General features: G+C 47.5%; 9 protein-coding genes and 1 tRNA gene. 6 read left to right on the top strand and 4 right to left on the bottom strand.

Features of this window, described 5'->3' with window-relative positions; translation table 11 throughout:
• The first annotated feature begins 1 nt into the window (after position 1).
• Both AC07OI_RS06165 and AC07OI_RS06160 read left to right on the top strand, forming a co-directional pair.
• A tRNA-Glu gene (locus tag AC07OI_RS06165) sits at positions 2-77 on the top strand.
• Between the two features lie 133 nt (positions 78-210).
• Entirely contained in the window at positions 211-645 is a 435-nt protein-coding gene (locus AC07OI_RS06160; protein ID WP_492702684.1) for a DUF1801 domain-containing protein, read from the top strand.
• Positions 646-700: 55 nt separating this feature from the next.
• On the opposite strand, the gene AC07OI_RS06155 is transcribed toward AC07OI_RS06160, so the two are convergent.
• Positions 701-1753: a sulfate ABC transporter substrate-binding protein gene (locus tag AC07OI_RS06155; protein ID WP_495256591.1), complete on the bottom strand. Its 1053-nt coding sequence runs from the start codon at positions 1751-1753 to the stop codon at positions 701-703.
• 233 nt (positions 1754-1986) lie between these two features.
• Between AC07OI_RS06155 and AC07OI_RS06150 the strand changes: the two genes are divergently transcribed.
• A complete protein-coding gene (locus tag AC07OI_RS06150) occupies positions 1987-3561 on the top strand; it encodes a thioredoxin family protein (RefSeq protein ID WP_495256590.1) in 1575 nt (524 codons plus the stop codon).
• A 92-nt stretch (positions 3562-3653) separates the two neighbouring features.
• Here the strand turns inward: AC07OI_RS06150 and AC07OI_RS06145 are convergent, their stop codons facing one another.
• Complete coding sequence (locus AC07OI_RS06145; RefSeq protein WP_495256589.1) at positions 3654-5219, bottom strand: ABC transporter substrate-binding protein; 1566 nt, start codon at positions 5217-5219, stop codon at positions 3654-3656.
• Positions 5220-5534: 315 nt separating this feature from the next.
• The gene (locus AC07OI_RS06140) at positions 5535-5828 is read right to left on the bottom strand and encodes a hypothetical protein (RefSeq protein ID WP_495256588.1); all 294 of its coding nucleotides are present in this window, start codon (positions 5826-5828) and stop codon (positions 5535-5537) included.
• Between the two features lie 285 nt (positions 5829-6113).
• Between AC07OI_RS06140 and AC07OI_RS06135 the strand changes: the two genes are divergently transcribed.
• From AC07OI_RS06135 to AC07OI_RS06125, 3 genes are all read left to right on the top strand, one after another.
• The gene (locus AC07OI_RS06135) at positions 6114-7145 is read left to right on the top strand and encodes a methionine ABC transporter ATP-binding protein (protein WP_495256587.1); all 1032 of its coding nucleotides are present in this window, start codon (positions 6114-6116) and stop codon (positions 7143-7145) included.
• A complete protein-coding gene (locus tag AC07OI_RS06130; RefSeq protein ID WP_495256586.1) occupies positions 7145-7804 on the top strand; it encodes a methionine ABC transporter permease in 660 nt (219 codons plus the stop codon). The genes AC07OI_RS06135 and AC07OI_RS06130 overlap by 1 nt, the downstream gene beginning before the upstream one ends.
• Positions 7805-7899: 95 nt before the next feature.
• Positions 7900-8709 (top strand): MetQ/NlpA family ABC transporter substrate-binding protein, encoded by an 810-nt coding sequence (locus AC07OI_RS06125; RefSeq protein ID WP_495256585.1) that lies wholly within the window; start codon positions 7900-7902, stop codon positions 8707-8709.
• Between the two features lie 80 nt (positions 8710-8789).
• On the opposite strand, the gene AC07OI_RS06120 is transcribed toward AC07OI_RS06125, so the two are convergent.
• Complete coding sequence (locus AC07OI_RS06120; protein ID WP_495256584.1) at positions 8790-11180, bottom strand: fused MFS/spermidine synthase; 2391 nt, start codon at positions 11178-11180, stop codon at positions 8790-8792.
• Between the last annotated feature and the right edge of the window lie 47 nt (positions 11181-11227).

Below are 11227 nucleotides of genomic sequence, written 5' to 3'. Positions count from 1 at the left end.
TGTCCCCATCGTCTAGAGGCCTAGGACATCACCCTTTCACGGTGAGTACAGGGGTTCGAATCCCCTTGGGGACGCCAGTAAGTTCTCGTTAAGAGAGAGAAAAAAGCCTTGAGAAATCAGGGCTTTTTTTGTTTTTGCGGTATGCTTTTCTCTTCAGTTTATTTCGACATAAGCATTCAGCACGATGTGTCAGCGAGGAGGAGGGGAGAAATGGATAAAATTAAAAATCCACAGGTCGCCAAAGTATTCAGCAACTACCCAACGCATATACGGTACAAGCTGATGTACCTGCGTCAATTGGTTTTGGATACCGCATCAGAATGTAAGTTTGCCGACACGCTGGAAGAAACCCTGAAATGGGGTGAGCCAAGCTATCTCGCGAAGACTGGCAGCACCGTCAGAATGGATTGGAAGAGTTCAGCACCTGAGCAATACGCCATGTATTTTCATTGTCAGACGCGGCTGCTTGATACATTCAAAGAGCTTTACAGCGATAAGCTAAAGTTCGAAGGTAACAGAGCAATTATTTTTCATCTGGACGATGAAATCCCGGTTGATGAAGTGAAGCACTGTATTCTTTTGTCACTGACTTATCACGACAGAAAACATCTTCCCATGCTCGGTGTATTAGGAAAAACCAAATAAATGTTTTACTTGAATTGATTTCTGTCGTGCCGTCTATCTTGAGATTAATACAAACCTATTTTTTTACATAGATACGGTCAAACTCACCACCATCATCAAAGTGTTTTTTCTGTGCCTGCTTCCATCCACCGAATACATCATCGACAGTAAACAAATTCACGGACTTGAAAGAAGCGGCATATTTTTTTGCCGCGACTTCTGAGCGTGGGCGCAGGTAGTGTTTGGCAATCAGGTCCTGGCCAGCTTCGGTGTACAGGAATTGCAGATAAGCAGTCGCGACTTTGCGGGTGCCCAGTTTGTCTGCGACTTTATCGACTACTGCGACCGGGGATTCTGCCAGGATGGAGATTTTTGGATAGACAACTTCAAAGTTGTCACCAAATTCCTGGCGCACCAGTTGTACTTCATTTTCAAATGTCACCAGTACATCACCAATTTCACGTTGTGTGAAAGTGGTGGTCGCACCACGTCCACCGCCGTCAAGCACCGGTACATTCTTGAACAGGTTTTCCACCAGTTGCCTGGCTTGCGCTTCCGTGCCACCGTTCTTGATGACTGAGCCCCAGGCGGCCAGGTAGCTATAGCGACCATTGCCAGACGTTTTTGGATTGGGAATGATGACTTTCAAGCCGGATTTGCCAAGGTCGTCCCAACTGGCGATATGTTTGGGATTGCCCTTGCGCGTCAGGAACACCATGGTCGAATAAAACGGTGCAGCATTATTCGGGAATTGCTTGGCCCAGTCTTGTGGCAATAAACCTTTGTCTGCCAGGATGTCGATATCATTGGCCTGGTTCATGGTCACTACCGATGCTTCCAGTCCATCAATGACGGAGCGGGCCTGTTTGCTTGAGCCACCATGAGACTGGTTGACGCTGATGCTTTCGCCGGTTTTCCTTTTCCAGTCAGCGACAAAGGCTGGATTGATATCCTTGAACAATTCCCGCGTCACATCATAGGACGCATTCAGGATGCCAGTAGCAGCCTGTGCCGTACTGTAGAAGGCGAACAGGCTGATGCCTGCGATCAACAAGGTTGCAGTAAAAGTGGTGCGGCGCTGGCGTTGGCGTGTTTTGATTAATTGTTTTACATGGGCGATTTTGCTCATTTTTTACTTTCCAGTTTCAGATCAGCCATCATGCGTAATAATGCCTGGCTTGTGAACGATGATATTTTTACTTACTTAGATAGAAATGGCATAAGCGGGCTGTGCTTTCTTTGCTGGAGAAAAACAAATATGTATGCTCAAAATTAGTCTGATATCGGACCATGTTCGCCGCACAACAAGTACATTAATTTTGTTACACTGAGTGCCTGATATATTTATCCGGGTCCAAATCCATGAAGATGACTTCCTCCCTGATGCTGGCCTTATTGGCTACGAGTGCGGCTACAAATATTGCATCGTTTCCAGCTTATGCTGCTGACAACAAAGCGGCCAGTGCCTCTGCTCACGCTGCACAAGCCGGTATAGACTGGCGCAAAGACAATAATGTGGATGCGGCTTTTGCCCAGGCGAAAGCCAGCAACAAGCCCTTGTTCCTGTATTGGGGGGCAATCTGGTGTCCGCCTTGTAATCAGGTGAAGGCAACGATCTTCAATCGTCAGGAATTCATCGATAAATCACGCCACTTCATTCCCGTATATCTGGACGGCGACACGCCAGGTGCGCAAAAATTTGCTTCGCAATTCAAGGTGCGCGGCTATCCGACCATGATCTTGTTCAAGCCTGACGGCACCGAGATTACCCGCCTGCCTGGGGAAGTTGATTCTGAACGCTATCTGCAAGTCCTGACCCAGGCCCTGAATACTTCACTGTCGGTGCAGGAAACGATGAAGCTGGCGCTGGCGGGCAACAAAAACCTCAAGGAAGAAGACTGGAGTTTACTGGCTGACTATTCATGGGATGATCCTGAACAAAAACTGGTACCCGCTAAAGAGCTGGTTGCTACCTTGTTGAAATTATCTGAACTGAGTCCTGCTGGCTTGCATGCGACACGTTTGTACCTGCGCGGTATTTATGCAGCAGCCACGGCAAAGCCTGGTCAAACCTTGCCAACCATAGACAAGGCACAGGCAACAGAGAAAGTCTTGAAAGCCATCGCTGACGCAAAAACAGCGCGTGACAATATGGATCTATTGAGCAACGCAGCTGGCGAAATCACAGAGTTTCTGACCACGGCCAAATCAGAATCGCGCAACAAGCTGGTACGTGCCTGGAACATTGCCCTGGTCAAGCTAGCTGATGATGCCACGATCTCCAAGACCGACAGGCTGGGCGCAGTTGGTGCCCAGGTAGCCTTGGCTAGTCTTGACAATGCCAAGCCAGAAGCAGCATTGCAAAAGGATGTGCAAAAACGCGTAGGCTTGATAGAGCAGGCAACTACCGATGCTTATGAGCGCCAGTCTGTCGTCAATGCTGCTGCGCATGCGCTAGGTGATGCTGGTTTGCTTGATGATTCTGACAGCTTGCTCAAGGCTGAACTCAAGCGTTCACATTCACCTTACTATTTCATGTCTACCCTGGGTTCAAATGCCAAGAAACGTGGCGACAAGGTGGGCGCAGCAAACTGGTATGAGCAGGCTTATAACGCCGCCAAAGGCCCGGCCACCCGTTTGCAATGGGGTTCCAACTATGTCAGTAATCTGGTTGATCTGGCACCGAATGATGATGCACGTATACAAAAAGCCGTACAAAACGTTTTTGGTGAAGCAGCAAAAGTCGACAATGCCTTCTATGAGCGTAACCGCGCTTATTTGGAAAAAATGGGTAAAAAACTCACAGACTGGAATAAGGAAGGCAAGCACCAGGTTGCATACCAAAAAGCCCGTACGCAACTTGATGGCATTTGCGGCAAGTTACCTGCGAGTGATCCGCAAAAAGCAGTTTGCCAGGGTGTGCTGAATAAATCCTGATCAGCTAAATTAAGGTAAATAAAAATCCCGCGATTGCAAAGTCGCGGGATTTTTCTTTGCTTCATTAATTTGCTTAATTAATTTTGCTTCATTTAGTCTGGCTTGAATTGATGCGCAAAAGTAAATTCATCCGTTCTTGCTTTGTAATTCAAACCTTTGCGCAATGCCCAACTGGCATATTGATGGTGCAAAGGTATAACGGCGTAATCTTGCATGGCTGTGGCCATTGCTTTCCTGGCAAAGCCTTCTCGTTTGTCGGCTTCGACAGAAGCCAGGGAAGATTCTATCGCCTCATCCACCGCACGATTGCTGTATTTACCCCAGTTCCAGCTACCCCAGCCATTCTCGGCGTTGACGGTACCTAAAGTTGTGCGCAGAGCAAAATCACCGGCAAGTGAACCCCAGCCCAGCAAAGCCATGCTGTAATCGCCTTTTGCTGCCTTGGGGAAGTACACCGCCAGCGGTTGTGTCTCTACCTTGGCCTGTATGCCCACCTTGCTGAGAAATTGCGCCACTGTCTGCACAATTTGTTCATCATTGATATAGCGGTTATTCGGCCCGTGCAAGGTGATGGTAAAGCCATTTGGGTAACCAGCTTCAGCCAGCAATTTTTTTGCACCTTCGGGATCGTAAGCTTCAACCTTTAAACTATCGTTGTAGCCAAACACGCCAGGGGCGACGAGATTGGATGCGGGCACTGCCAGGCCTTCCAGTATCCGTTCTGTCAATGCCGTGCGGTTGATGGCCTTGGCAATGGCCTTGCGTACACGTATATCCTTGAGCGGATTGGCAGCAAGGGGTTTGCCAGCTTTGTCGGTGATAAAAGGTGAGACCCTGGCCTGGTGATCAAGTTGCCAGAACAGGGTGCGCCAGGAAATTTTTTGTTCCAGCTTGAATTTGGCATTGTTTTTGAGCTTGCTCAAATCTGCTGGCGGTATGCTTTCTATGGCATCAACATCACCAGACAACAGGGCGGCCATGCGTGGTGCACCTGCAGTGATGATGCGGAAGGTGACTTTATCCCAAGCCGATTTCTCGCCCCAGTAAGCATCATTTTTTGTCAGTTCAACGGCATCGCCGCGTTTGAAGCTGGCAAATTTATAAGGACCTGTGCCTATTGCTGCCTTGCCGCTGTTGAAATCATCCGTGCTGGCCCGCAATGCAGCTTTTTTTGAGATGATGAAGACAGAACTCATGTCCAGTGGCAGTGGGCCATACGCAGTTGCAGTCTTCAAACGTAGCGTGTACGGGTCAACAATTTGTTTGCCGACGATTTGCTTGGTAAAGCTGGTGTAAGGACCAGGGCTGTTCTTTATCTGCGCTGGGCGGTCTAGGGAAAACACGATATCTTCTGCCGTCATTTCGCTGCCATCATGAAACTTCACACCGTGGCGCAACTTGAATTCCCAGGTAGTGGGATTGATCGCCTTCCATGAGAGTGCCAGACCAGGTGCAACCCGCCCGTCAGAGTCAACACTGACCAGTGCCTCGAACAAATGCGAAGCCATGGCGTTATTCGGGCCGCTATTGAAATAATGCGGGTCCAGAGAATTCACATCCGCCGCCAGGCCAATTTTTAAATTGGCAGCAAAACTGAAGCTGGCCGTTGTCATAAACAATGCGGCGATGGAAGTGGCGAGTAGATTTTTTTTATTCATAAATTGCATTATTAACGTGATGTACTTCTGGCACTGTCTGATGGCGCACAGAGTGAGAAACCGTTGCAAAATTAACCTGGCGTTGTTGCGCTGCCTTGCCGTACTAAAGTATTGTCTGAGCCGGCGACGCCTGGCCGGGGGTGTTTGGCCATCTTAGTTTTGCAGCAGTTTCTTAGAGCTTAGCATTCGCTGGCATTATGTGCTGATCACTTGTCTTTGCTGCAAATAATCTTTGCTTATGAGCTTATGACAGATTTGGGAAATAAAAAAACCGCCAGGCATTTCTGCTGGCGGTTTTCGAGGGCGAAGACTAATTCAGGCTGTAGTATTAATCCTTGTTCCTGTTATCTGACCACTGGTATTGACCACGGGTTTAGGCTGGTCTGGCGGTGGTTCGGGCGACTTTGCTGCCTGCTTGTTCAACTGTGCTTGCTGTGCAGCTTGCGCGTTTGTGACCCTTTTTGCATCTGCAATGGCATCAGCCGTGCCGGAATCCCTGTCAGGCGCAGCGCCTATGGTTTCACTATTTTGTTTTGCGCGCGCTTCTGCAGCTTGCTGAAGCAACTGCTGGGTTTGCGCTGAACTGGAAGAATTGACTGAAGTTACCATTATTGCACTCGCTTTTTGCTCACATGGAGCGAAGATTGAAACTCATTCCAACATAGTATTCAGGCTTGGAATATACAAGCGATTTAAACACAAAATCATATTTCTTGCTTTAGATAAACTTGATGGCAGGCAAGTTAGTCATTTGTTTTTCATCTGAGTTTCATCCGATTTTCTTCTTACTTTAGACATTTTTTTGTATATACAAATTCGATTATATGATTGGAAAAGCTTGATTCCTTTCGTTACAGTGCTCCCCATCGGTTACATATTTTGTTTGGGAAATAAGTGTTACGTATTGAGCAATTAGGTAAGTATTACAAGGTCAACGGTCAGTCAGTGCTGGCCCTCAACAATATCAATCTGGAAGTTAATAAAGGACAAATTTTTGGCATCATAGGCCGCTCAGGTGCGGGTAAAAGCACCTTGCTGCGAACTTTGAATTTGCTGGAGCACCCCAGCCAGGGCAAGGTGTGGATAGAAGGCGAAGACATCACCGCATTTGACGGACCGCAGTTGCATAGTTTGCGCCAGCGCATAGGTATGGTCTTCCAGCATTTCAATTTATTGTATGCAAAAACCGTCTCTGAAAATATTGCCTTTCCTCTCAAATTGAGCGGGAAATATACAGCACAGGAAAACCAGGCAAGAGTTGTCGAACTGCTTGAACTGGTGGGTTTGCAAGACCAGGGTGGCAAGTATCCTTCGCAGTTATCGGGTGGGCAAAAACAGAGGGTGGGTATTGCCCGCGCGCTGGCAAATTATCCCCATCTCTTGTTGTGCGATGAAGCGACTTCTGCACTTGACCCTGAGACCACGCAGGCCATCTTGCACCTGTTATTGGATATCAATCAAAAGCTGGGTCTGACCGTCGTTTTGATTACACATGAAATGCAGGTGATACGAACGATCTGCGACAGGGTAGCAGTGATTGATGCCGGTAAAATTGTTGAGCAGGGTGAAGTTGTCGATGTATTCCTGCACCCTCAGCATGCAGTGACGCAAAGCCTGGTTGCTGAAAATCAGGCACTGGATTTGTCAGCGCTTGAACGCAGTGATCAGGACCCGGATCGTCATTTGCTGCGCCTGAGTTATGTTGGTGCCAGCACGAATGAGCCCATCATTACACGCATCGCAGCACAGACAGGGATTGATATCGCGATCTTGCAAGGGGTGATAGGACGCATCAAGAATACGCCGTACGGACAGTTGCTGGTTGAGTTGCATAGTACGGAAGAGCAGTCTGAGGTTGTGGAGAATCTGCTCATCAATGCAGGTGTCAGGGTTGCAAGAATCAGCGCAGCGGCAGGAGTACATTGATGGACTTCTCTCAAATTGACTGGAGTGATATCGCACTGGCGACACTCGATACTTTAACCATGACAGGTGCCTCGCTGCTATTCACGGTGCTGCTGGGTTTGCCTTTGGGTGTATTGCTGTTTTTGACGGGTAAAAAACAATTGCTGGAACAGGGAATGCTCTACGCGGTGTTGTCTGTCGTCGTGAATATTTTACGTTCCATCCCTTTCATTATTTTGCTCATCGTGCTGATTCCTTTCACATTGCTGTTAATGGGAACATCGCTGGGAGTACCTGGCACGATACCGCCGCTGGTAATAGGAACAACACCATTTTTTGCACGCTTGGTGGAAAACGTTTTGCGTGAAGTGGATAAAGGAATTATCGAAGCCTGCCAGGCCATGGGTGCCAAGACCTGGCAAATTATCTGGCATGCCTTGTTGCCGGAAGCTTTACCGGGTTTGCTGGCAGCAGCGACTGTAACGACGATAGCCCTGGTGTCTTATGCAGCCATGTCGGGAGTGATTGGTGGTGGTGGCCTGGGTGACCTGGCGCTGCGTTATGGTTACCAACGTTTTCAAACCGAAGTCATGGTGGTCACGGTATTTATTTTGATTGTACTGGTGCAGTTGCTGCAGTTCGTGGGCGACAAGCTGGTGTTGAAATTTACACGTAAGTAAATTGCTAAATAAGTAGCTAAGTAACTAGCGGAATAAGTAGCTAAGTAACTAGGTACATAACTAAGTAAGTTTTTATTTTTTAAATTGGAGTCTGTATGTCTTTTAACTTGAAACGCCGTTTCTCACTTATTCTTGCAAGTGGCCTGACAGCCGCTGCAGTATTTTCACCGGCAGCATTTGCAGTGGAAACCTTGAACATTGCTGCCAGCCCTGTGCCGCATGCAGAGATACTTGAATTTATCAAACCGCAACTCGCCAAAGAGGGTGTTGATTTGAAAGTGAAAGTTTTCACTGACTATATACAGCCGGCAGTGCAGGTCAATGAAAAACACCTGGATGGCAATTTCTTCCTGCATCAGCCTTACCTGAATGAATTCAAGAAAAGCCACAAGAACGATATCGAAGTGCCTATCGCCAAGGTGCATGTAGAGCCCTTTGCTGCCTACTCAAGCAAGTACAAAAAACTGGCTGACTTGCCAGACGGCGCTACGGTCGCTATTCCAAATGACCCATCCAATTCAGGCCGCGCCTTGCTGCTGCTGGCCAAACAGGGCTTGTTGAAATTGAAGGACCCCAAAAATATCTCTGCTACCCAAAAAGATATTATTGAAAATCCGAAGAAATTGAAATTCAAGGAGCTGGAAGCCGCAACTCTGCCACGTGTATTGAATCAGGTTGATCTGGCTTTGATCAATACTAACTATGCGATAGAAGCAAAACTCAATCCTGTGAAAGATTCTTTGTTTATTGAAGATGCAAATTCACCATATGCAAATTTGCTGGTGGCACGTGAAGACAATAAAAACAGCCCGGCATTCAAAAAACTGGTTGCCGCTTTGAATTCACCTGAAGTTAAAAAATTCATCGAAGATAAATACAAGGGGGCGGTCGTACCTGCTTTTTAATCGTTCGTTGATATAAAAAACATCCCTGCAAAATTTCTTTTTGCAGGGATGTTTTTTTGAAGCTCAACTTTTGTCGCCTGTTATCTGTTGAGCGATGCAGGTTCAGTCGCTGCCTGTTTAAGTGATGGTTTTGACGCAAAGCTTTTCAGATAATCAAGATTGTCTCTGAAATCAATCTCTCTCATCGCATTGCCTTTTGGCGTACTGTATTCCAGTAAGAGATTGTTGTCATTTGACAGCAGTAATTCCTTGGATGAAATCATGGACTTGACTTGCTCTGGGTTCAGTATCAGTGCTTCGGAAATACTTCGTATTCCATTGGGATACAGATCCAGATATGCTTTCATTTTCGTATTCGTGCTCATGGACAGCAGACGTTCTTCCTTTTGACTGTTTGGAAATGCACTTGAACCATTGCTGGCTATCATGACGCCTTGCGTACCCACTGCATATACCCATACATAGCGAAATGTATGGGATACACTGGCGATCATGACTTCCAAATCTCGCTTTGACATATGCTTTAGCTGTATCCATTGCTTCAGTATGCCATCGTTATTGAGTCTCTTTGCCGCCAAAGCATAAAATTCCTGATTGTAAAGTGAGGCCGCACCGGCAAACCAGATGGAAGACAGTTGTATCGCGATCAGGTCGTACTTGTCATGTGTTAGTGATAAATAATTTCTGCCATCGGTATAAAAAAAAGATACGCCAGCTTGTGATGCAACGTGCTGATTAACGTCGGCAAAATGCCGATTGGAAATATTCACCAAGTCACGGCTCAGGTCAACGATTTTCATGGATTTGAAGCCGGATTCATGTATTGCCATCGCCGTAACACCTGTGCCATATCCTATTACCAAGGCCTTATCATAATTGTTCAGGTGGAGCATGGGGATAAGCCCATAGCCAGTCTGAGGTGCCATTTCAGTGCCGCGTTCCATGGCATTATTACCCTGGAATTTACCATTGGTGGTCAGGGTTTTAAATTCTTTGCCTTTTATGTCTTGCGCCACGACTGCGGTCAGGCCGCCGTCTGCACTTTCTGCATGGTCTATCATTTTCCAGCCCGCATAATAAGTAGGTCTGAAATAAGTATTGATCCCCGAGGCGATGACATTCAAGTCCAGTTGTTTGGGGCAGACAATCAAAAGTACTGTGGCGGCAATGGCGCTGCCATACTGCTGGAATACCGGGGCAGATTTATCGCGTGTATTCCATGTGGAAATCAACAGCAACACGAAAGCGACAATGCCGCATAGCAGGCTGGTATGAAATCCACCGATGGCAGGCAAGAGTACAAATCCCGCAAGCAATACGCCAGCGATGTTACCCAGGGTATTAATGGCTGACGGAAAACCTATGCCATCATGCCGCCCTCTGGACGCAATGTTCATGCTGACAGGGTAAAGAGCGCCGATGGCGAATGCCGGTGGCAGGGCAATGATGATGGCAGGAATAGCTCGCAAGAATTCACGGAACCAGAATGAATATGGAACTGAACTTTGTGCCAGTCCATAAAAGTACAATGATGAAAGGTGCCACAAAAATGTGGAGCACAGGATAGTGCAGGTAAGCAAGAACAATGCTTCATTCAAATGCTCGTTGGCAGTGCGTTTGGATGCTTTTCCTGCGTATCGGCCACCCAGGGCCAAGCCAGCCAGGAAGCAGGTCAACATAAGGGAAAAAGCATAGGTGCTATTGCCTATGACTACCGCCAGTAAGTGGATGGTTGAGACCTCCATCATCATCGTAAGCGCGCCGACAATGAGCAAGACGAGCAGTCCGAAACGGTGTGAACTGTGTACCGGTTGATTGATTTGCTCCTGTCCTTCCGTGTGCAAGGTATCTGATGTTTTAGTCTCACTCACCAGCAAGAATGCCAGCAATGCCACCAGGATATCTATTGTTGAGGACAGCAAAAGTGTGCCATTCATGCCCAGAGCAGGAATGATCAGATAACCCGATAATAAGGCCCCGGATGCCGCACCAAAAGTATTGGCGGAATAAAACCAGGAGATAGAGGCGATACAGGATTTGCTATCCGCGATGGCACGCACCAGCAAAGGAAAGGTCAAGCCCATCAATATGGTCGGGAAAAGCAGGACCAGTGCACCCAGTAAAACCTGATAAATGACGAGCGAACCGGAATCAGGCCTGTAGCCGACTGCGATCATCAGATAGATGTCATGTGCATATGAAAATATATAGGGCGTGCATAGACAGTATAAGGCGATTGCCAATTCTGTCATGGCATACGTCCGTACAGGGAAACGCGTGCGTTTTGCCAGACCAGCACCGATGGCTGCTCCGATCGCCATGCCAGCCATATAAATCGCCAGCACCGTATAAGTAGCGCTGGACTGACTGCCAAAGACCAGGGCAAGTTTTTTCGCGAAATAAATCTGGTAAGCGAGAGCCGCAAAACCAGAAGCAAAGAAAATTCCGAACAGCGTGTTTATTTTTTTCACGGGTATATTGTTGGTGAGCGTCATCCGGGCGCTTGTTGATAGGGCCT

It is taken from the genome of Undibacterium sp. GW821-FHT07F11 (assembly GCF_059418665.1).
This window is presented reverse-complemented; position numbering and strand designations above follow the sequence as displayed.

What these genes read in the sequence shown, in the direction of transcription:
- AC07OI_RS06160 (WP_492702684.1), top strand. Translation starts at nt 211, where the DNA reads ATGGATAAAATTAAAAATCCACAGGTCGCCAAAGTATTCAGCAACTAC.
- AC07OI_RS06155 (WP_495256591.1), bottom strand. Translation starts at nt 1,753, where the DNA reads ATGAGCAAAATCGCCCATGTAAAACAATTAATCAAAACACGCCAACGC.
- AC07OI_RS06150 (WP_495256590.1), top strand. Translation starts at nt 1,987, where the DNA reads ATGAAGATGACTTCCTCCCTGATGCTGGCCTTATTGGCTACGAGTGCG.
- AC07OI_RS06145 (WP_495256589.1), bottom strand. Translation starts at nt 5,219, where the DNA reads ATGAATAAAAAAAATCTACTCGCCACTTCCATCGCCGCATTGTTTATG.
- AC07OI_RS06140 (WP_495256588.1), bottom strand. Translation starts at nt 5,828, where the DNA reads ATGGTAACTTCAGTCAATTCTTCCAGTTCAGCGCAAACCCAGCAGTTG.
- AC07OI_RS06130 (WP_495256586.1), top strand. Translation starts at nt 7,145, where the DNA reads ATGGACTTCTCTCAAATTGACTGGAGTGATATCGCACTGGCGACACTC.
- AC07OI_RS06125 (WP_495256585.1), top strand. Translation starts at nt 7,900, where the DNA reads ATGTCTTTTAACTTGAAACGCCGTTTCTCACTTATTCTTGCAAGTGGC.